This window comes from uncultured Psychrosphaera sp. (assembly GCF_947500655.1).
Taxonomy (GTDB): Bacteria; Pseudomonadota; Gammaproteobacteria; order Enterobacterales; family Alteromonadaceae; genus Psychrosphaera.
This window is the reverse complement of the sequence record NZ_CANMSK010000009.1, coordinates 1-22,424: the sequence shown is the minus strand read 5'-3', so window position 1 is coordinate 22,424 and position 22,424 is coordinate 1. Positions and strand designations below refer to the sequence as shown.

Here is a 22,424-nt window from a genome sequence, read left to right as displayed (position 1 = left end):
ATTTATGAGAAATATTAATATGAAAAAATCATTTTTAAATCATAAGACGGTAATTGCTTCTGTTGTCGCAATGACATTAGCTGCCTGTGGAACTGGCCCTGACTCATCTGAAAAAGATGCGAGTGATATTTGGCCTGTATTAGATATTGCTGTTAAAAAAGATGACAAAATCGAAAGTAAAATTGTTGAAATAATGTCAACAATGACGCTTGAGCAAAAAGTTGCGCAAATGATGCAACCTGAAATTCGTGATATTACCGTTGAAGATATGCGTAAGTATGGTTTTGGTTCTTACCTTAATGGTGGCGGTGGTTTTCCAAACAATAATAAACAATCGACTCCTGCAGATTGGATTAAATTAGCTGAAGATTTATATCAAGCATCTATAGATGACAGTATTGATGGCTCTAATATTCCAACAATGTGGGGAACGGATGCAGTTCACGGTCATAACAATGTAATTGGCGCGACCTTGTTCCCGCATAACATAGGTCTTGGTGCAGCTAACAACCCTGATTTAATTGAAGAGATTGCAAAGGTAACGGCTACAGAAGTAATGGTTACTGGTATTGATTGGGTATTTGCTCCTACTGTAGCTGTCGTTCGTGATGACCGTTGGGGTCGTACTTATGAAGGTTACTCTGAAGATCCAGAGATTGTTCGTAGTTATGCAGCGTCTATTGTAAAAGGTTTACAGGGCCATGCAGATAAAGACTTTTTAAGTAATGACCGAGTTATTAGTACAGTTAAGCACTTTGTAGGTGATGGCGGTACCGTAAAAGGTGATGATCAAGGTGATAATATTGCTTCTGAGCAAGAGTTATTTGATATTCATGCACAAGGTTACGTTGGCGGTTTATCTGCTGGTGCGCAATCTGTAATGGCATCTTTTAATAGCTGGCACGGTGATAAAATTCACGGTAATAAATATCTATTAACTAATGTTCTTAAAGAACAAATGGGTTTTGATGGATTTATTGTTGGTGACTGGAATGGTCATGGTCAAATCAAAGGCTGTACTAACGAAAATTGCCCTCAAGCAATTAACGCTGGCTTAGATATTTTCATGGTGCCAACTGCTGCTTGGAAACCTTTGTTTGAAAATACAGTACAACAAGTAAAAGATGGTGTTATTGCAATGAGTCGTATTGACGATGCAGTTACTCGTATTTTACGCGTTAAATTACGTGCTGATTTGTTTAATAAACCAAGCCCAGCTAATCGTCAATTCTCTGGTAAAGTTGAATTGATTGGTGCTCAAGCGCATAGAGATGTTGCACGCCAAGCGGTTCAAGAGTCTTTGGTATTATTAAAAAATAAAAATGTATTACCTATTAAGCCAACAAGTCACATTCTAGTAGCGGGTAACGGTGCTGATAATATCGGTAAACAATCTGGTGGTTGGTCAATCACTTGGCAAGGTACTAATAACACTAATGCAGACTTCCCAGGTGGTTCGTCTATCTATAAAGGAATTGCTGACCAAGTAAAATCAGCAGGCGGTAAAGTGACATTGAGTGAAGATGGTACGTTCACAACCAAACCTGACGTTGCGGTTGTTGTCTTTGGTGAAGAACCTTACGCAGAAGGTCATGGTGACCGTGAAAACTTAGATTATCAACGTGGTGAAAAAGCAGATTTAGCGTTACTTCAGAAACTTAAAGCTCAAGGTATTCCAGTAGTTTCAATCTTCTTATCGGGTCGTCCAATGTGGGTGAATGCCGAACTTAACGCAAGTGATGCATTTGTAGCAGCTTGGTTACCGGGTTCAGAAGGGCAAGGCGTAGCGGATGTTATTTTGGCTAATGCGGACGGTTCAGTTCAAAATGACTTCAAAGGTAAATTATCTTTTACTTGGCCTAAATCTCCAGACCAAGCAGTGATAAATCGTTTTGATGAAAACTACACTCCATTATTACCGTATGGTTTTGGTTTGCAGTATGGTGATAAAAACGTACTGCCTGATAACTTAAACGACGTTGTTAAACGTGACTTATCTCAAGTAACTACGAGACAAATATTTAACGGTGAAATGCAAAAACCTTGGTTACTATGGTTATTTTCAGGCGATAAAGAAATGGAAGTTAAATCTAGTGCACAGACATTGGGTGCATTAGCTTATCGTACAGTGGATAAAGTAGTGCAAGAAGATGCACGCCAAATAACATTAGACGGCTCAGAAAGAGCAGGTATAAGAATCGCTAGTAAAAGTAGTTTTCGTGAAGATTTACGCTCAGCCCTAGAAGTGCAATCTGCATTATACTTCCAAGTTAACGTTATGGAAAAGCCAGCGGGTAAAGTTGAACTATCGATGAACTGCGAAGGTGAAGGCGATAGTCAAAATAGCTGTGGTTCAAGTATTGATATCACAAAACAACTAAATGCAATGCCGCTAAACGAATGGCAAACGCTGTCAATTGATATGGCTTGTTATGCAAATACCGGCACTATTATGAGTAACTTAGTTGTACCATTTGAATTATCATCAAAAGGTAAACTTAAACTTAGTGTTGCAGACATTAAACTTGAGCCTAATACAGCTGCTCAAGCGACAATTAGTTGTCAGTGATCATAGCGCTTAAATGCTAGGTGCTATGTACCTTTCATTTACGAAACGTTGATACATAAATAATGATTAAAAATGGAAGCCTAGCTTCCATTTTTTTTTGGAAATAATTATCTACTTTTTAATGAAAACTAAGTGGATTACTTGATTAATGCTATTTCAATAAATATTTTATTACTTCACGATAAAAATATTTTGAGGATATGGATAAAGACTCAAAAACCGTTCTCATTAACCTGCAGTTAACATAATTATTAACACGTACTTTTATTTATCTGTCTGAAATATATATAGTAATTGTAAATTACTGTTGGTTTCTCCTGTATTACTCTCTAGAAAAAACATCATCAAAAAGTCTGTTTTATTGAATAATAAAAAGTTGCATTAGGCGAAAATTTATTTATTATCCCGCCACTTCTTGTTGATAGCCAATCCAAGTACATCGCAAATGCGGCCAGGCAATAGAGCAACTATCCAAGAGTGAATTTGAATATTTAAATATGTTTAACTCGCTCAAACCTTAATTGGTTTATATAGCTTTATGAAAACGTTTGGAGAAATTGCGATGTCTGTTACAAACTTAGAAAAGAACTTAACCTCAACCATTGTTTCACCTATTAACGGTGATGTTGCTAACTCATTAGACAGTAATACTATTGACTCTTTAGTTGCGCAGTTTGGCACGCCGTTAATGGTATTAGATTGTGACGTGGTTCGTCAGCAATATCGTGCATTACAAGACGCATTACCAAACGTTGAATTGCATTACGCACTTAAGCCATTACCTCATCCAGCGGTAGTTAGAACGTTACTGGCAGAAGGGGCTTATTTTGATTTGGCCACTAACGGAGAAGTAGACTTAGTGCAATCTGTTGGCGTACCAAGTGAACGTACAATCCAAACGCATCCAATAAAACGTGACAGTGATATTCAACACGCATTACGTTATGGCTGTACTGTGTTTGTTGTGGATAACGTAAATGAATTAGAAAAGTTTATTCCTTATCGTGAGCAGGTCGAGCTTTTATTGCGTATCAGCTTTCCTAATGCTGATGTTCTCGCTGACTTATCTAAAAAGTTTGGCTGTAAACCAGAGCAAGCATTAGAGCTTATAACTCATGCGTTTGACTTAGGTATTCGTATAAAAGGTTTGTCGTTTCATGTTGGGTCACAAACGCGATCTGGCGATAAATACGCTATTGCAATATCACGTTGTAATGAAATCATGCAACAAGTGACAGATGCAGGCTTACCTGCATTAAGTACTCTTGATATTGGCGGTGGTTTTCCGGTGCAATATACGGCAGATGTATCACCAATAAATATATTTTGCGAGCCTATCCGTCAAGCATTAAACGTATTGCCAGAAACAGTTAGAGTTATTGCAGAGCCAGGACGTTACTTAGTTGCGCCATCAGTCACCAATATTGCCTCTGTAATGGGACAGGCTGAACGCAATGGACAAACTTGGTACTATTTAGACGATGGAATTTATGGGTCTTTTAGCGGCTTGATGTTTGATGAAGCTAAGTACGAAACTAAAAGTGTAAAGCAGTCTAATGATGTTTATTCTTCGGTTTTAGCAGGACCAACTTGTGACAGTATTGATGTGATATCAGACAATATTATGTTACCAAAACTAAACAATGGTGACTTGATTGTCAGCACTATGATGGGCGCTTACTGTTCATGCACTGCAACGGACTTTAACTTCTTCAAAAAAGCAGACGTGATAGTGATGGGCGAAGAAACTGTATTTGATTCTAATTCCATCAGTGCTTAATGACTGCTTAGTATTTTCTCTTCACACGTACATATTATTAAAATAAAAAAGCCGCTCAAATTAGCGGCTTCTTTTATGGAGATATTTTGAAGTTAGATATTGCTTATCCTGCTTTACAATACTTATCAATAAAGTCTTTATGGTTGGGTAGCATCTGGACGCGTTGTTTAACATCCTGTTTTAAGCCATTCATAAATTGCGTTAATTCTTGCTCAGTCATAATACTCGCAATATGATGGTATTGTTCTGGCATAATTCTCTGACCAAGCATAACTTGAGTCCAAGAATCGACACGGAAAATATCGCCATCATCTAAAAATACGCGTCCGCTATTCTTAAATAGGTCAATTTTATGCGATAACGAATCAGGAATATCCATAGTACGACAATGATCCCAAAAGTTGCTGTCATCACGTTCAGTCACTTTATAATGCAATACAATAAAGTCACGAATAGAATTAAGTTCACTGTCGAGCTTATTATTGTATTCATTAACTATATTGTCGGTAATACCGTCAAAAGGAAATAATCTTAACAAACGGATAACACCCGACATAATCAAATGAATACTGGTTGATTCTAGTGGCTCAATAAACCCACTAGCTAATCCTAAGGCAATACAGTTTTTATTCCACCCCTTACGTCTTCGTCCAGTTTTAAACTTAATGACACGAGGCTCTGTTAACATTTCACCTTCAATATTATTGAGTAATGTTTCTTTTGCCTGCTCATCACTAATATATTTACTGCAATAAACTAAACCATTACCAACACGATTTTGTAATGGGATACGCCATTGCCAGCCACTATCATGTGCAATTGATCGAGTATAAGGACGAGGTGACTCAACCGTTTTTGTTTGTACCGCAATCGCACTATCGCAAGGTAGGATATGAGACCAGTCTTCGTAGCCGGTATGCAGTGCTTGTTCAATCAGTAGACCTTTGAAGCCTGTGCAATCAATAAATAAGTCACCACTGATAACTTGCCCACTATCTAGCACAAGCTCGGATATATTACCTGTGGATTTACACTTTCTAACTTCAGAAATTTTCCCTTCTTGTCGATTTAGGCCTAACTTCTCACTAAAATTCCGTAAGTATTTAGCGTATAAAGTTGCATCAAGATGATAGGCGTAATTAACTGGGTTTTGGGCTGATAGTCCAAATTTATTAGCTTTGGCAGCTTGTAGTTCTAAACAATAATCACCAAATGGGCTAGTGTGGCCATGACGTAAGCCATGTAACCAAAAATGATGAAACTCACCAGCCCAACATTCTTTACCTGTCATACCAAAAGAGTGAATGTATTCATCACCTTTTTGTCCCCAATTTTCAAAGCTTATACCTAATTTGAAGGTCGCGTTTGTGTAACGCATCATTTCTTGTTCGTTAATACCTAACAACTTATGAAAGGTTTTAATTGGTGGAATAGTGGCTTCGCCAACCCCAACGGTTCCAATATCATCAGATTCAACAAGTGTGACTTTGGTAGCGTGACCAATTAATTTTGTTATAGCAGCTGCCGCCATCCAGCCAGCAGTACCACCGCCAGCGATAACCACATGGTTTATTTTATTATTCATTATAACTCCTTAGGTGACTGCGTAATAAGAGAGCGAATTAAAGTACGATTAGAGGGTAATCCATCTAAACATTGTTTGGTTTTTTGAGTGTTTTGTAGAATTAATTGAGCACCTATTTTTTGTTTTTCTTGGCTCAATTGAACAGGACTTGTTTTAAAACCCATGCCGTAAAGTACATATTGATAGCTGACGGATGGAAAAATCTCTTCTTGCTCAGGTAGGTCATAACGACTCGGTGTCTGATATTTCCAAAGCGTTAATAACTCCTGCAATCTTGAAGGTATAGAATCTGAAGCTTTATGAGCATCCCAATATTTACCTTCACGCTTACTGATGACGTAATGCAGTTTTAAAAACTCAATTATACGTTGCCAGCGATATTCAAAGCGCTGGTTAAATCGCTTTTCAATAATAGCCATTTGTTCTCTGTTTTTAGGCATCTGTTCACTGATCATTGATATAGACAGCTCGACGAGTGCTAATGCAGAAGCTTCAAGGGGCTCGATGAAACCGGCAGACATACCAACCGCCACTACATTTTTATGCCAGAATTTCTTTCTATAAGCTGGTTCAAAAGATATTTTTCTAAAACTGAGAGCTTGCGTTTTTTCAGTTCCTATCGTTTCACTAAGGTATTTGGTTAACGTTTCTTTTGCCTGTTCATCAGTCTGATACTGACTCGAATAAACGTGTCCTGTTCCACGACGACTAGGCAATCCTATATCCCATATCCAGCCATTATCGACTGCGGTTGATAACGTGGCTGACTCAATAGGTGAGTCATCATTTTCATATTGTACTTGCACTGCTAATGCTGAGTCATTAAATAGAATGTGCTTTTGACTAAGGTTTTTGATGCCATAGTGTTGACCAATTAATAACCCAGTTAATCCAGAGCAATCAATAAATAGATCACCTTTAATAGTTTGTCCACTTTCGGTCTCAATAGATTGTATGTAATCGTCGCTATCATTATTAATACTAATAATATGATCTTGAATATGATTAACGCCTAGCTTTGTAGTGCAATGTGTTGTTAATAATTGTGCAAATTTAGTGGCATCTAAGTGATAGCCGTAATTAGTCACTGATGCATATGATGGTGTTGCTAATTGTTTCGGCGCAAGACCGGCTTGGCAAACGTCACTTTGGTTGTTAATAGCTGATGCGAATGTTTGATGTGGAGCTTGAGATTGCCATACGCTATGTAAATTAATATGTTCATAGCCAGTAGGTGACATAAAAGGGTGATAATAAAAGTCATTACCTTGATCATTACACCAATTAATGAATTTAGATCCCTGTTTAAATGATGCATCACAAGTTCGTAGAAAATCTATTTCCTCAATACCAATTCGTTGTAATGTATTACGCATTGAAGGCCAAGTACCTTCACCAACGCCTAAGGTATTAATATGAGGTGATTCAATTAAAGATATTTTAAGCTGTTGCCCATGTTCAGCCGCTAGTAACCCTGCAGTTAACCAACCAGCAGATCCGCCACCAACGACAACAATATGATTAATTTTTGTATCCATTTTTTGCCTATTTTTTATAGCAATTATAATTAGTCTCGGTCAAAAAAAATGCCGTATTAACTATACGGCATTTTGATTATTGATTAATAACTATTTTACTTAGAAGTTATAACGAGCACCTAGAGCAAAGCGTGCTTTTTGTTCTTCTAAACTCCATAATTGAGCAGCTGTACGGCCATGAGTACGTGTATCTTCACCAGTTAAGTTAATACCTTCGAAGAAAACAGATAATTCTTCGTTGACTTGGTATGAAGCATTGAAGTCAATCTGAGCATACGCTTCAGTATAACCAGGTTCATTTACAAATCGCGCTTGACTGTTCAAGAACTTGTCACGCCAGTTATAAGCAATACGAGCTTGGAAGCCATCTTTTTCATATATAGCTACTAAGTTAGCAGTATCACTTAAACCAACCAATGCAAATTGAGTGATTGATGGATCACCATTGTTATCAAACCCAATATCACCGTTAACTGTTGTGTAGTTAGCTTGGAAACCAAAGCCACTGTCACCAAAGAAGTGTTGTATAGCAAGTTCAAAACCATCAATACTAGCTTCTTCATTATTAACAAACTTAGTTACATTAAAGTCCATTAATGGATCATCGCTGTTTGGTAAAATATCATAGTCGATACCGTACTGTTCAACGTCAGCTAAGTTAAATGTTATGCCATTTTCTGTGGCTGCAATCATGCCAAATAAGTTAGCATCAGTAACAGCAATATCTAAGTCTATTAGTGCTTGTTGAGCTGCTAATGCACGAGGACCTGCTGTCGCATCACGTAACCCATATACATTTTCAGTAACTGGCTCACGACCTGTGAAGTTTGCAATATTTTTTTGGTAATAACCAACAGACACATAACTTGCATCATCAAAGTACCATTCAACAGACAAGTCAATATTATCTGACTCTAATGGTATTAAGGCTACATTACCGTTTGAAGCTGAACCATTTGTAGTTCCAGTTAGAATTGTAGGGCCAGTTGGACCAGAAACATCACTAGCTGCAGTGCTTAATTGATCGTACGTAGGACGAGCGATAGTTGTGCTATAAGAAAAACGAGCTTTAACATCTTGTCTTAAACTAATATCGAAGTTCAAGCTTGGTAATAAGTGATCGTAACTTGCTGATTCAGAATAAGACTCTGCACCTTCACCAAAACGAACATTGAAGTCGTTATCTGATTCCCATGCAACAGCATTTGGTAAAGTTACTTGTGCTGAAGATGTGATATCAGTGTTTTCATAACGTAACCCAACAGAAAGGTTGAATGGTAATTCACTTATATAACCGTATGTTGAGAATTGAGCAAATGCAGTCGTTATCTCTTCTGTAATTGTTCGATCTGTTGCATTTGCATTGTTAGCTACTAAATCAAAACCGTATTCTTCAGCGGCCCATGTAGCAATTTGCGCAGCATCACCTGTAAAGCCTTGGCTAAATGCACCAGTTGTATCGTAATCGTCAAATTCAGCAAGGAAATTAACTTTATCAAGATAACCTTCAGGTAATTCACCTGGATTTTCGATACCCCAGTTACCCATAGTATGACGAGTTAAACTTTGTTGTGAGTGGCTTTCCATGGTACGAGAACCGATACCGAAATCAATTTTACCACTTTCAAGTAATTCAATACCATCAAAGTCCATTTCATAACTACCTGATAATCTAACTTCATCAATAGTCGATTTTTGAGTTGCTCTATTCATATCTAAGATAGAAGTACCAACATCTGAAATATCTAACTCGGTGTTACAATTTAATCCGCGAGCTGCATCACAATCATCAAAGTCGATAGTCATTATTGGAAACTCTTTTGAGTAGTCCACGTTTTGACCAGCAACAACATTTGCACCTAAACCAACATTCATCCAGCTACCATAAGGCGCATCAGGTGAACTTTCAGCAGTTGATGAGTGAGCATCAAAAACAAGTACTAATTCATCGCTTACTTCATAAACTAAATTAAGTCCAACTGAGTTATTTTCATTAACTTGATTAAGTTCTTGTAATGCCAACCCTAAATCACGAGGAGCTAACTCAAGACGGTCTTGAGTGAAATCAACAGGAGTTGTCACGATTTCATCATCAAAAGTTAATTCGGTTGTGTAAGAGTCATCGATCCAAACAGATTGTTCAGCGCGAGCTTCAAATAAGTCTTGCTTTGAATATGTATAGTCTAATGTCGCAGTTAATCTATCTATTGGACGATATTGTAATGTTACTTGAGTATTAACGCGCTCACGTTCTCTATCAGATATTTTATATCTTAAATCAGAAGGGATAGAGTACAATTGACCAATGTCAGGTTCATTAGTTAAAGAAATATCAGTGCTTTCTTTAGGGATTACGCCATCATAAGGATTCGTTTTCCACTGGTTAACAAAAGCGCCGGATGCTGAACTATCACGTTTTTGTGTATTAAAAGTAATTGAAGCACCAAGAGTTTCTTCTTCATCAGTCCAGCTAAATAAACCAGAAAGTTCAGGAGTAATGTCACTACCAACACGATTGGTTGTGTCCATTAATGCTTTACCGCCTATGCTTGCATGCATACCTGGGTTGTCTAATGGTTTGCCTGTAACAATATCAATCGTCGCACCAATACCACCAGTTGCAATACTAGCCTGACCCGTTTTATAAACGGCTACCGCACTAACTGCATCTGATGCTAAGTTAGAAAAGTCAAACGCACGAGAGTTAGCAGTACCACCGCCTCCTGGTAAGCTTGACGCCGGCATAGTTCTGCCATTAAGTGTTACCATATTAAAATCTGGACCAAAACCACGAACAGTTACTTTTGAACCTTCGCCATTTTCACGGTCAATTGATACACCTGTAATACGCTGAAGTGATTCAGCAAGGTTTGTATCAGGAAATTTACCTATATCTTCTGATGAAATCGAATCTACAACGCCTGTCGCGTTTCTCTTCATTGCAGTTGATTTTACTAAACTGCCGCGAATACCACGTACTTCGATTACTTCTACATTGTCTGCTGCTTCATCGGCTGCATAAACCATAGGTGCAGAAAATGCACCTAAAGCGATTGATAAGCTGGTTGCTATTTGTGTTTTTGTAAAGCGATTATTTTTCATATTATTCTCGCACTTTCCTGTTGATGTTGTGATTTTATATTATTAGTTTATCCGCACTGAAAGCGCTTACATCGTTTCCTGTTGCAAAAACTGAAAGCGCTTACATCCATAAAATAATCCAAAATACGTACATCGTCAAGGGTAAATTTGTAATGGTATTATAGAGTTAAAGCTCTATAACTCCTTATGCCATGGTGGCTGTGGGCTAGATTGTAATAAATAATCACTATGATCAAAATTTCATTGTAAGCGCTTACATAAGATGTTTGAATAGTCACAAATAATAAATAGCAAGGTTAAGTTATATGGAAGTCAGTCGTTCATCTATTGAGCAATCAAATAAATTATCGTTAAAAGAGAAAGTCGGATACGCATGTGGGGACGTGGCGTCTAATTTTTATTGGCGTGTATTTGATGTGTTTTTGTTTATCTTTTATACCGATGTGTTTGGTCTATCTGCAACCGCTGTAGGTACCATGATGTTGGTGACGCGTTTAATTGACGCTTTCTCAGATCCGCTTATGGGGGCAATGGCAGATAGAACGTCATCCAAGTACGGTAAATTCAGACCTTATCTACTTTGGGGCATAATTCCTATCGTGGCGGCTGGAATATTAACCTTCACTGTGCCAGATGTTGGAGACTCAGGTAAGCTGATTTGGGCGTATGCTACTTATATCTTTATGATGTTAGCTTACACTTTCATCAACGTGCCATACGGTGCGCTTATGGGCGTGATCACCTCAGATTCAAATCAACGTACAACATTAACCAGTTTCCGCTTTATAGGTGCATTCTCTGGCGGAACTATCGTTGCGTACTTAACGCCAGACTTAGTTGAATACTTAGGTAATGGTAATGAGATTTTAGGTTGGCAGTTAACAATGGCGCTTTATGGTGCTGTTGCAGCGATTCTATTTTTTATTACCTTTGCTACCACTAAAGAAAGAATATCACCTCCAGCAGAGCAAAAAACACCAATACTACAAGACCTTAAAGATTTAACTAAAAACAAACCTTGGATTATCTTATTCAGTCTTGCTTTGATCATCATGTTAACGATTACCTTACGCGGTAGCTCAGGTACATTTTACTTTAAGTATTTTGTTGGCCGTGAAGACCTAATTGGCTCTTTCTCTATGGCCTACATGCTTAGTTTAATGGCTGGTGCGGCATTAACACCTATATTGGTGAAGTTTTTAGATAAAAAGAAATTGTTACTTATCTTAATGGGGCTCGTTGCCATCCTATCCGTGATATTTTTCTTTCTGCCTAAAGATAATATTCCTTTGATATTCGCGGTTCAAATATTAATAGGCTTATGTTTAGGGCCTAAATCACCATTAGTATTTTCTATGTATGCCGATACCGCGGATTATTCTGAATGGAAAAATGGCAGACGCGCAACCGCTATGGTTTTCTCAGCAGCGGCTTTTGCACAAAAGCTAGGTGGCGCAATTGCAGGCGGCATGATGGGCTGGTTATTAGGTTCGTTGGGATATGTCGCTAACCAAGCACAAAACTCAGCATCAGAAATGGGCATTGTTTTATTAATGTCACTCATACCTGCCGTTTTTGCGGTATTAGCCGTTGTGTGCATTTGGTTTTATCCACTAGGACAAAAAACATTAGAGCAAGTACAAAACGACTTAAAACTAAAAAGTAATTATCAAGCTGGGACAACAGAATAAGATCATGTCAATGAATACATTTACTAATACAGTCAAAAATGACTTAGCAAGAACAGAATTGTTCAGCCCTTTAACTATGCCTAGTGCGACCACTTTTTTGTGGAATTCTAAAATGGTGGCTCAAATAAACTGCCGAGGTTACATGACCTCACAGTTTATGCAGCCAGAGCCATCAAAGTATTCTTATGCGCCTAATCTAGAAGCAAAGACGTTTATTCAACCAGAGCAACCTTATTATGCCGATCATCCAGGCCGTTTCTTCTATATAAAAAATGAAGAAACTGGCGAAATATTTTCTGCACCATATGAACCTATGCGCGTAGAAGTCGACTCTTTCTGCTTTTCTGCCGGAACAAGCGATGTTAAATGGATCATTAACAAATGGGGCATTGAGTTCACAATTACATTATCTTTAACTAAGGATTTAGTTGTCGAGTTATGGTCAGTTGAGGTTGTGAATAGCAACGCTACAGCGGTATCGATTTCTATCTATCCGTGTTTTTCTATTGGTTATATGTCATGGATGAGCCAATCTGCCGACTTTAATACGGAGCTCTCAGGAATAGTTGCAACGTCAGTTACGCCATATCAAAAAGTAGAGGATTACTTTAAGAATCAAGAGTTAAAAGACTTAACTTATATGGTGGCAGATCAAGTACCAGATTCTTGGTGTTGTAATTTATTAACCTTCCGTGGAGAAGGGGGGATGCATAATCCATCCATGCTGCAAGAAGCTCGTTTGGAAAACAAACCGGCCTGTTATGAAACTCCTGCTGGAGTACAACAGTTTAACAAACACTTGTTACCAAACGAGAAGCAAGAGCTTAACATTATCTTTGGCCCTGCAAAAAATGTAGAAGAGATCAAAACCTTAAAAGCAAAACTGTTAGCCAAGCCTGAGCAGCTTAAAGACATACAACAAGACTATTCAGATTACATAAATAAAGGCAAAGGTACGTTATCGATAACGTCTCCAGATGCCGACTTTGATCATTACGTAAATCATTGGTTACCACGTCAGGTATTTTACCATGGTGACGTAAACAGACTAAGTACCGACCCACAAACTCGCAACTTCTTACAAGATGCAATGGGTATGATTTACATTGCGCCAGCGGTCACCAGAGAAAGATTGTTACTTGCCTTGTCTCAACAAAAAAACTCAGGTGCGATGCCGGACGGTATTTTATTAACAGATGAAGCTGAGCTTAAATATATCAACCAAGTTCCTCATACAGACCACTGTGTTTGGCTGTCGATATGTTTACAAGCTTACTTAGATGAAACTGGCGATAGCAGTATTTTAAGCGAGCAGGTTGCTTTTGAAGTGACGCCTAACGCTGAACCTGAAACCGCAAGTGTTAAAGTTCATTTAGACAAAGCTATGCAGTGGTTATTAAGTGCCACTGACGAGCGAGGTTTGAGTTACATAGAACAGGGCGATTGGTGTGACCCAATGAATATGGTTGGTTACAAAGGCAAAGGTGTCTCTGCTTGGTTATCGCTGGCTAGTTCTTATGCCATCAGTTGTTGGGTAACGGTTTGTAAAACCTATTTATCAGACGATGCACAAACACAAAGCCAACAACAATTAACGGACTTTGTAACTGCCGCCAACACATTAAATCAACAAGTAAATAAACATTGCTGGAATGGTGATTGGTTTGCCCGTGGCATAACCGACGATGGTAATGTTTTTGGTACAAAAACAGATGTTGAAGGGCGAATATTCTTAAACCCACAAAGTTGGGCCATGTTAAGTAACGCTGCATCAGACAGTCAATATAAGTTAATGAATAACCAAATATTCTCTCAATTAGCCACACCTTATGGCGTGACTATGTTAGCGCCGAGTTTTACCCAAATGCGTGAAGATATTGGTCGTGTTACGCAAAAGTCAGCAGGCGTGTCAGAAAACGGTTCTGTGTATAACCATGCCGCTATGTTTTATGGTTTTGCTTTGTATACCAAAGGTCAAAATGATTTAGCATTTGACGTATTAAAGCGCATGTTACCAAGTCAAACCAATGCAAAAGCGCAAGGTCAATTACCCGTATTTGTGCCTAATTATTATCGCGGTGCTTATTACCAACATCCTCATCATGCAGGGCGTTCAAGTCATTTATTTAATACCGGCACCGTTGCTTGGTATTTACGTAGTGTGGTTGAAGGTTTGTGTGGTCTTAAAGGTTGTGGCAATGACTTACTTATTCAGCCTCAATTGCCATCACATTGGCCAAGTTTAGCGGTACAACGTGAGTTTAGAGGCGCAAGCATTGAACTAAATGTTATCAAATCAGATAAAACCAAAGACACAGTCGTTACTATTAACGGTGAAGTGTCAGCACAGCATAAAATTTGTGATGTCAAAGCCGGGCAAACGTACAAAGTTGAAGTTGTATTGCCTCTAGAAGAGTTATCTTCGCCGCAATTAACCATAGTTATGGGTGTTAGCGGTTGTGGTAAAAGTGCAGTAGGTGAGCAAGTCGCTGCATTAAACAACCAAGTATTTGTAGATGCCGATAGTTTTCACGATGAAAGTGCAAAACAAAAAATGGCAAGTGGCTCACCATTAACGGACGACGACAGATTGCCTTGGCTGCAACGTATTCAACAGTTCTTAGGTATGCTGTTGGATAATCGTCAATCTTGTGTATTAGCTTATTCAGGCTTAAAAGCAGAGCATAGAAAGATGTTTGCTCAGTTAGGTTTTGAGCTAAATATAGTTCACTTAAATGTAGCGCAAGAAATTATAGCGACTCGTCTTGCTCAAAGAGAAAATCATTTCTTTGACCCTGCATTATTAAGCACACAGTTTGATGCACTTGAAATACCGAGTGCTAGTGAAGGTGTTATAAGCATTAATGCGGATAAGCCATTAGACGAGATTGTTAAAGAAATTAATCAGGAATTATCCAATGACTAAATACAGCAAAACACTAAAAAAACATGCTTTGGCATGTATGTTAGCCAGTGCGTTTATAAGCAATGCTGTGGCTGAAACAAGTACCGCAGCAAATGGAAAACAAAGTGAAAAGCAAAGTCAAAAAGAAAGCTTTATAGCTGTGCATACTAACAATGTTGTAAACATTGACGGTAAAGCTGACGAGAGTGTTTGGCAGCAAGCAACTTGGTATGACATGCCGCATGACATGATTGGCAACGTACCAACGGCTGAGGACTTTTCAGGTCGCTTTAAACTTGCATGGGATAAAGGTCAGTTATATTTATTAGCTGAAATTGTTGATGATGTACTGTTTGACCAATACCCAAATCCGCTTAATTTATATTGGGACGACGACTGTTTAGAGATCTTTATTGATGAAGATAAATCTGGTGGAAATCATCAGTTTAACTTCAATGCTTTTGCCTATCATGTGGCATTAGATAACCAAGCTGTGGATATTGGTGAGCAAACAGCTGATAACCAAGCTCCTTTCATTCTGCTTAACGATCATATAGAAAGTCGCTGGCAACGTGACAGTACTGTTCATAAAAAGCTGATTTGGGAAGTGGCGATCAAAATATATGACGACAGTTTTAAAGTCGGTACAACAGATGCAAAACCGGTTGAACTTAAAACCAATAAGCAAATGGGTTTTATGCTGGCGTATTGTGACAATGACGGTAGTAAACAAAGAGAACACTTTATGGGCTCTACCAAAATTGAAGCGGTAAATGGCGATAAAAACTTAGGTTACATCGACGCTAGTGTGTTTTCTACTTTGACGTTAAAGCCGTCAGTAAAAAATAATAACTAGCAGTGACAGTTTAGCAGTAATGTAACTACTTTGAGGCTGTGTGTAATTATATACCACAGCCCAAAGTACATTTCATAAAGGCCGCATTTAATATTTACTTAATGAAACCATAAGGATATAACAGTAGTTTACTTTTTATTCACTTTTAATGAGATAAGGATTGTCAAGTGGAGCAGTTATCAAAAACAAACCTAACTCAGTTTGTTAATGAATTAAAAGCAATCGGAAAAGCCGCGCAGGACAACAGTAGTAAACGTGATTATTGGCATATGCGCTTTATAGGTTGGCAAGGCAAACTGGCTTTTATCGCCGGATTAGCTGCTTGTTATTATCATTGGTTTATAGCTTCAAGTTTATTAATTGCTTGGTCGTTAATGATCAACTGGTTGTTAATGCATCATATTGGTCATGGCGGTTACAACAAAATAAAAGGCGTTCCCAAACGCTTTCATTCCAAACATTACGCGATTGGTTGGCGCAGACTCCTCGATTGGTTTGATTGGATAAAACCAGAAGCGTGGAATTATGAGCATAACTATTTGCATCATTCTTTTACCGGAGAAGTTAAAGATCCGGACTTGGTGGAAGAGAATTTGGATTGGTTAGCAAACATGAAGCTTCCTGCTTTTTTAAAGCTCGTGATATTACTGTTATTCGCATTCACTTGGAAAATATCCTATTACTCAGCAAGAACCTTATCCTTTGGCCGAGGGATGAATGAGATCACGTTTTTTAACTTTATTGATATCAGGCAGAAGTCACAAAGGGTAATGTGGTTCCAACTTTTTCTGCCTTACTTAACCGTTCACTTTATTATTTTACCTTTATTGTTTGAGTACTTTTTTTCACTGGGTTGGGCTATGTTTTATTGCCGATTAGGTGCTGAGTTACTGCATAACTTACACACGTTTATTATTATTGTGCCTAATCATTCGGGTGACGATTTATACCGTTATCAAGATATTCCAAAAACAGAACGCGGCGGCGAGCAATACTTTTTACGACAGATTTACGGCTCTGCAAATTACAGCACTGGCAGCGAGTGGATAGATTTATCCCACATGTATCTTAATTACCAAATAGAGCATCATTTGTTTCCGCAATTACCTATGCGCCAATATAGGATTATTCAGCCACAGGTTAAAGCACTGTGTCAGCAATACGATGTTCATTATATTCAGCAAAGTGTTTGGCTAAGGTTATTGAAGATGAGTCAAATAGCGGTAGGTGAAAAACACATGTTACGTAGTTCTGGAGTCGGCTCTCAAGCCAAGTAGCGGTCTCAGCATAAAAGCACAAGGCCATAAAATAAAAGCATGAAGCAAGATCAAAAAAAACCAGTTTCCATTAACTGAAAACTGGCTTTTTATTTGTTTTTGTCTAACTCTTTTACAGCCTTAAAGCCTTAAAGCCTTAAAACTTTCCAGCATCAGCTTATTTTTTATGGCGTTCTTTTAACACACCAATCACATCAGACAAACTTAAGTCAGAGGCTTGTAACAAGACTAACAAATGATAAATCAAGTCAGCGCTTTCGTTTTTAAGCTCTTCCAAATCTTGTACTGTGGCAGCAAGTGCGGTTTCAACACCTTCTTCACCTACTTTTTGCGCCATGCGCTTAATACCGCTGGCGTATAAAGAAGCGGTATAAGATGACTTTGGATCCGCGCCTTTACGTGATGCAATTAAACGCTCTAAATCAGTAATAAAACTAATTTCAGGTTGTGCTGTGTTGTCATGCCAACAAGTCTCTGTTCCCGTATGGCACGTAGGGCCATTTGGGTTTGCCAGAGCAATTATTGAGTCATCGTCACAATCTGCTGACAATTCAACTAAATCTAACGTATTTTTAGACACTTCGCCTTTAGTCCACAGTCTTTGTTTGCTACGGCTAAAGAAAGTAACTTGCTTAGTGTTTAATGTATGGTTCATGGCTTCTTTATTCATAAAACCTTGCATTAAGACTTTACCGCTAATTGCATCTTGTACGATACACGGCAATAAACCATCCATTTTTTCCCAAGCTAGTTGAGCTACATTATCTGTATTTATCTTCATAATTTAATTACTTTTCTTATTAAATATTTTTTATTTTATTCACAACAAACGAAACTACTTTGTCAATTGCTAAAAGTGTTTTTTCGCCAGAGTTACGGTCTTTATGCTCAACTTGATCAGTATCAAGATTACGTTCACCAATAACAATTTGGTGTGGAATACCCATCAATTCCATGTCATTAAACATAACACCAGGACGCTCTTTTCTGTCATCAAATAATACTTCAATGCCAGCGGCTTTTAATTCGTCGTAAATCTTTTGCGCAATATCTGGAATACGATGAGACTTATGCATATTCATTGGCACAATTGCTACCGTAAATGGCGCTAATGCCAGTGGCCATTTAATACCGTACTTATCGTGGTTTTGCTCAATTGCAGCAGCAACAATACGCGTAATACCAATACCGTAACAACCCATTTCTAATACTTGGTGTTTACCGCTTTCCGTTAATACGCCAGCATTCATCGCCGTTGAGTATTTATTACCAAGTTGGAATATATGACCAACCTCAATACCACGTTTAATGGTTAATGTGCCTTTACCACATGGGCTAACATCGCCTTCAACTACGTTACGAATATCTGCAACCTGTGAAAGTGGTAAATCACGTTCCCAGTTAATACCAAAGTAATGTTTACCGTCTTGATTTGCCCCAGCACTAAAGTCAGAAGCAACCGCAGCCGCTCTGTCTACAATAACCGGAATAGGGCAGTTGATTGGCCCTAAAGAACCAGGGCTTGCTTTCATTACTTCTTTTATCGCTTCATCAGTTGCCATTTCTAGCGGCTCAGCAACAAAAGCTAACTTCTCAGCTTTTATTTCATTAAGCTCATGGTCGCCACGGACTATTAGCGCAACGTATTCTGCGCCATTGTCAGCAACACACTCAGCCGAGGCTTTAACGATTAATGTTTTAACTGTTTTTTCTATTGGCGTATTAAATTGTTCAACCAATTCAGCAATGGTTTTTGCATTTGGCGTGTCAGTTAATGTTAACTCTTGGGTTGGCGTATCCGCTTTTTCTTGTGGAGCAAAGGCTTCCGCTTTTTCAATATTCGCAGCGTAATCACTTTCTGTAGAGAATGCGATGTCGTCTTCACCAGAGTCAGCAAGTACATGGAATTCATGAGATGCATCACCACCAATAGAGCCAGTGTCAGCAATAACCGGACGAAAATCTAAACCTAAACGAGTAAAGATATTACAGTATGCTTGATACATAACGTCATAAGTTTCTTGTAAAGACGCTTGGTCTAAATGGAAAGAGTAAGCGTCTTTCATGGTGAATTCACGGCTACGCATTACACCAAAACGAGGACGAACTTCGTCTCTAAATTTAGTTTGAATTTGATACAAGTTAAGTGGTAACTGCTTGTAGCTGTTTATTTCTTTACGAACAAACTCAGTAATAACTTCTTCATGAGTTGGACCAAGGGCAAAATCACGATTTTGACGGTCTTTAATACGTAATAACTCTGGACCGTATTCTTGCCAGCGGCCAGATTCAATCCACAAATCAGCAGGCTGTACTACAGGCATCAACATTTCAATCGCGCCAGCTTTGTCCATTTCTTCACGAACAATGGCTTCAACTTTACGTACTACTTTTAACCCTGTCGGCAACCAAGTGTATAAACCAGAAGCAAGACGACGGATCATTCCGGCTCTTAACATAAGCTGATGGCTAATGACTTCAGCGTCAGAAGGCGTTTCTTTTAAAGTAGCAATTATATACTGGCTAGTACGCATTGTTTTTTGATCCGTTTACATAAATATTAAATAATGCCTAATCAATTGTTTTAATTAGGCTAGAATGGCGGCGATTTTAGCAATCAAACCTTTAGTTATAAACAATTAATATGAAATAACTCATGTTATTTTGCTGCTTTGTGTTAAAAAATTGAACTTGTTGAGTGAAACCCCAGTAAAAGGATCTCCAGATGTACGTATGCCAGTTGTCTTTTGAATGTGAATTAGACATAGAGCTTGATGAAGCCCAACAAGCCATTTCCATGTTATTAGACCAATACCGCTACAACGGACAAATCATCGGAAGAGAGTTTCCACTTACATTGATTGACGACAAGTTTGAGATCACCTTTGTTTGCCCAGAACAAGACTCGTTGGCGGTTAAATATAATAACGAGTTTGTGCTAAAAGCCTTTGAACAATTAAAACAACTTGGATTGTCTACGCCAAAATTCACCTTAAAAGGGCTAGAGTGCCAGTCTGATTTTTCTGATACGTGTGACCAACCCAAAGCACTGGTTTTATATTCCACCTATGTACAGTCTTGTTCACCGCTGCGCTGCTTAGAACACTTTGCTCCAGTACCGTTATACAAAATGCCAGAGCAGGTAAGAAAACCATTAATTAAATGGCAAGAAAGCCAAGCGGCGTGCGACCAATTACAAATGAATGAAATTACAGAAATAGAACCCTTTGCCATAGAGCAGTTAAGCCAGCTCGATAGTGAGTTATTACAAAACGGCAACGCGATAGCCAAAACTATTCAACAACAAATTAACATACCGGTTTATCAATATTTGTATCGTGTTGGTGGTGAAAGCTTGGAAGCAGAGCAACAACGTTTATGCCCAAGTTGTGATGGTGATTGGCTTTTCACAAAAGATGATCAGAAAGAGCCGTTACATGGTTTGTTTGATTTTAAATGTGACGAGTGTTTGTTGGTGTCTAATGTGAGTTGGGACTGGCAGTAGCCTTTTCACTTCAGGCGTGAAGTAAGGGCACTTTTAAAAGAGGTGTTGTTTAGGTTGGCGTTTTTTTTAAATAGAATATATATGAATTGTCAGGTTTCGCCCCTCGGCGGTCATCAATAATACATCCCTGTATTGATGACATCCCATCATCCATGATGTGAACTATACCTTTTTGCAACAGCCCAAAAACGTAACCCGCTCTTATAATGAAATAGTGCGCCGCTTCCAACCAATATTATTATCTTCTATAAAATTAAGTTTTGTTTGCAAAGACGGGATGTAAATTCGTCCTTTGGTCATCTAATAAAACATCCATGTCTTGATGACATCCCATCATCCATGATGTGAAAAATATCTTCATTCAACAGTCAAAAAGGCACATGTTTAATTATCTATTTGCCGTATTAACTTTGTCATCGTATTTATATGAACTCTAAGGTTTCACCTTGACGGCGACCATACCTTTTTTCAACAGCCAAAAAAGGTAGGCGAAAAAGGCCGCTCCTAACAAACATTCTAATCTTCAATAAAACTAAGCTTTGCTTGCAAAGACGGGATGTAAATTCGTCCCTGAACACCATCCCTTACTCGACGTCCTGTCTCATACTTTGAAAAACTTATTTTATTTCAGGAATGTTTGGATGGAGACTCAAAAGCAAAAGCAAAAGCAAACTTTTCTATATTTAGTATATAAATTAAGGTTTCCTTGGGAGTGATGTCAAAGCAGATGATTGCTTCTTTTTCACTCACTGTGTTTGTGAATAATCTTATTAATAAAGAGCTAGTAAACAGTTATGAGTTTTGCTAATAATGTGACAAGAATAAAAAGGGGAAAGTACTTTGGCAGAAAAACGAGAAACTTCCCCCCAATAAATTGTTAGGTTTCACGGATGTCGCATCATACAGAAGTTGTAGTTAAAGAGTTTTTCAAAATTTGTGATTGGTTATTCCAAACATATCAAATGAGGAAATATCTTTTTGACGAAAATCCTAATGTAAATAAAATCAGAGCACCAAGGCATGAGCATTTCTTTTACCGAATTCAAGAAGTGTTTCAAGAAAGTTGGTTACACCAATTAGCCAAATTACATGATCCAGCTGTACAAGGTGGAAATATTAACTTGTCACTAGATTACATCATCGAGTTTGGTGGATGGAATGAAGAAGAAAAATCAAAGCTTTGTTCTTGTGTTAAAGAAATGGAAAGCATTTCAAAATCAGTGAAAAAAGCCCGAAATAAATTATTATCACATAATGATTTAAAAACAATAACTGAAGGCGTTGGCGAGTATGGCAGTTTTAAATCAGGTGAAGATATTTTTTACTTTAATTCACTTAATAAGTTCTGTGAAATTGTTAGCCAAAGTGTATTAAATCAGCCTTTTGTTTATGACGATCTTGTTCAAAATGATGTTGATGCATTTATGACACAATTTATGCGTGGTGAAACCTAATGAGCTGTTTAACAAGGAACAAATACAGTTGGTTTTTGCTTCGTCGTCGCTTATTCTAGCCAACTATATTTTGCCCATTAACAGAGCGTTGGTATGACTCCCCACGTCAAGTTAAAAACACTGATCCCTCTTAATCTTTTAAGCCTTTAATAGTTATTTTTT

The 22,424-nt window shown here is 38.1% G+C and carries 13 protein-coding genes; 8 read left to right on the top strand and 5 right to left on the bottom strand.

Going from position 1 to position 22,424, the window contains the following annotated elements; all coding sequences use genetic code 11:
• The first annotated feature begins 19 nt into the window (after positions 1–19).
• Both Q0940_RS09275 and Q0940_RS09270 read left to right on the top strand, forming a co-directional pair.
• On the top strand, positions 20–2,569 hold the full coding sequence (locus tag Q0940_RS09275; RefSeq protein ID WP_299267428.1) for an exo 1,3/1,4-beta-D-glucan glucohydrolase: 2,550 nt from the start codon (positions 20–22) through the stop codon (positions 2,567–2,569).
• Between the two features lie 562 nt (positions 2,570–3,131).
• Positions 3,132–4,349 (top strand): type III PLP-dependent enzyme, encoded by a 1,218-nt coding sequence (locus Q0940_RS09270; RefSeq protein WP_299267427.1) that lies wholly within the window; start codon positions 3,132–3,134, stop codon positions 4,347–4,349.
• A gap of 103 nt (positions 4,350–4,452) precedes the next feature.
• On the opposite strand, the gene Q0940_RS09265 is transcribed toward Q0940_RS09270, so the two are convergent.
• The 3 genes from Q0940_RS09265 to Q0940_RS09255 form a co-directional block, all read right to left on the bottom strand.
• On the bottom strand, positions 4,453–5,934 hold the full coding sequence (locus Q0940_RS09265) for a tryptophan halogenase family protein (protein WP_299267424.1): 1,482 nt from the start codon (positions 5,932–5,934) through the stop codon (positions 4,453–4,455).
• Entirely contained in the window at positions 5,934–7,472 is a 1,539-nt protein-coding gene (locus tag Q0940_RS09260; protein WP_299267422.1) for a tryptophan halogenase family protein, read from the bottom strand. The genes Q0940_RS09265 and Q0940_RS09260 overlap by 1 nt, the downstream gene beginning before the upstream one ends.
• 99 nt (positions 7,473–7,571) lie before the next feature.
• Positions 7,572–10,574 carry a TonB-dependent receptor gene (locus tag Q0940_RS09255; RefSeq protein WP_299267419.1) on the bottom strand — a complete coding sequence of 1,001 codons (3,003 nt, stop codon included), beginning with the start codon at positions 10,572–10,574 and terminating at the stop codon, positions 7,572–7,574.
• A gap of 305 nt (positions 10,575–10,879) precedes the next feature.
• Here Q0940_RS09255 and Q0940_RS09250 point away from each other — a divergent pair, with 305 nt between their 5' ends.
• From Q0940_RS09250 to Q0940_RS09235, 4 genes are all read left to right on the top strand, one after another.
• Positions 10,880–12,265, top strand: coding sequence for a glycoside-pentoside-hexuronide (GPH):cation symporter (locus Q0940_RS09250; RefSeq protein WP_299267417.1), 1,386 nt, complete (start codon positions 10,880–10,882; stop codon positions 12,263–12,265).
• Positions 12,266–12,275: 10 nt separating this feature from the next.
• A complete protein-coding gene (locus Q0940_RS09245; RefSeq protein ID WP_299267416.1) occupies positions 12,276–15,191 on the top strand; it encodes a gluconokinase, GntK/IdnK-type in 2,916 nt (971 codons plus the stop codon).
• Positions 15,184–16,026, top strand: coding sequence for a sugar-binding protein (locus Q0940_RS09240; protein WP_299267413.1), 843 nt, complete (start codon positions 15,184–15,186; stop codon positions 16,024–16,026). The genes Q0940_RS09245 and Q0940_RS09240 overlap by 8 nt, the downstream gene beginning before the upstream one ends.
• A 167-nt stretch (positions 16,027–16,193) precedes the next feature.
• Entirely contained in the window at positions 16,194–17,303 is a 1,110-nt protein-coding gene (locus Q0940_RS09235; RefSeq protein WP_299267411.1) for a fatty acid desaturase, read from the top strand.
• Positions 17,304–17,460: 157 nt separating this feature from the next.
• Here Q0940_RS09235 and hisIE read toward each other — a convergent pair whose 3' ends face one another.
• A complete protein-coding gene (hisIE, locus tag Q0940_RS09230; RefSeq protein WP_299267408.1) occupies positions 17,461–18,084 on the bottom strand; it encodes a bifunctional phosphoribosyl-AMP cyclohydrolase/phosphoribosyl-ATP diphosphatase HisIE in 624 nt (207 codons plus the stop codon).
• Positions 18,085–18,103: 19 nt separating this feature from the next.
• Entirely contained in the window at positions 18,104–19,837 is a 1,734-nt protein-coding gene (locus Q0940_RS09225) for a proline--tRNA ligase (RefSeq protein WP_299267404.1), read from the bottom strand.
• A 191-nt stretch (positions 19,838–20,028) separates the two neighbouring features.
• Here Q0940_RS09225 and Q0940_RS09220 point away from each other — a divergent pair, with 191 nt between their 5' ends.
• Both Q0940_RS09220 and Q0940_RS09215 read left to right on the top strand, forming a co-directional pair.
• Positions 20,029–20,808, top strand: a complete 780-nt coding sequence (locus tag Q0940_RS09220) for a Zn-ribbon-containing protein (RefSeq protein ID WP_299267401.1) — start codon at positions 20,029–20,031, stop codon at positions 20,806–20,808.
• Positions 20,809–21,698: 890 nt separating this feature from the next.
• Positions 21,699–22,262, top strand: coding sequence for a hypothetical protein (locus tag Q0940_RS09215; protein ID WP_299267399.1), 564 nt, complete (start codon positions 21,699–21,701; stop codon positions 22,260–22,262).
• The last annotated feature ends 162 nt before the right edge of the window (positions 22,263–22,424 follow it).

Excerpts from the sequence above, each read along its gene's own strand:
- hisIE (WP_299267408.1), bottom strand. The coding sequence starts at position 18,084 with ATGAAGATAAATACAGATAATGTAGCTCAACTAGCTTGGGAAAAAATG.
- Q0940_RS09245 (WP_299267416.1), top strand. The coding sequence starts at position 12,276 with ATGAATACATTTACTAATACAGTCAAAAATGACTTAGCAAGAACAGAA.
- Q0940_RS09270 (WP_299267427.1), top strand. The coding sequence starts at position 3,132 with ATGTCTGTTACAAACTTAGAAAAGAACTTAACCTCAACCATTGTTTCA.
- Q0940_RS09250 (WP_299267417.1), top strand. The coding sequence starts at position 10,880 with ATGGAAGTCAGTCGTTCATCTATTGAGCAATCAAATAAATTATCGTTA.
- Q0940_RS09220 (WP_299267401.1), top strand. The coding sequence starts at position 20,029 with ATGTACGTATGCCAGTTGTCTTTTGAATGTGAATTAGACATAGAGCTT.
- Q0940_RS09215 (WP_299267399.1), top strand. The coding sequence starts at position 21,699 with ATGTCGCATCATACAGAAGTTGTAGTTAAAGAGTTTTTCAAAATTTGT.
- Q0940_RS09275 (WP_299267428.1), top strand. The coding sequence starts at position 20 with ATGAAAAAATCATTTTTAAATCATAAGACGGTAATTGCTTCTGTTGTC.
- Q0940_RS09225 (WP_299267404.1), bottom strand. The coding sequence starts at position 19,837 with ATGCGTACTAGCCAGTATATAATTGCTACTTTAAAAGAAACGCCTTCT.
- Q0940_RS09240 (WP_299267413.1), top strand. The coding sequence starts at position 15,184 with ATGACTAAATACAGCAAAACACTAAAAAAACATGCTTTGGCATGTATG.
- Q0940_RS09255 (WP_299267419.1), bottom strand. The coding sequence starts at position 10,574 with ATGAAAAATAATCGCTTTACAAAAACACAAATAGCAACCAGCTTATCA.
- Q0940_RS09260 (WP_299267422.1), bottom strand. The coding sequence starts at position 7,472 with ATGGATACAAAAATTAATCATATTGTTGTCGTTGGTGGCGGATCTGCT.
- Q0940_RS09265 (WP_299267424.1), bottom strand. The coding sequence starts at position 5,934 with ATGAATAATAAAATAAACCATGTGGTTATCGCTGGCGGTGGTACTGCT.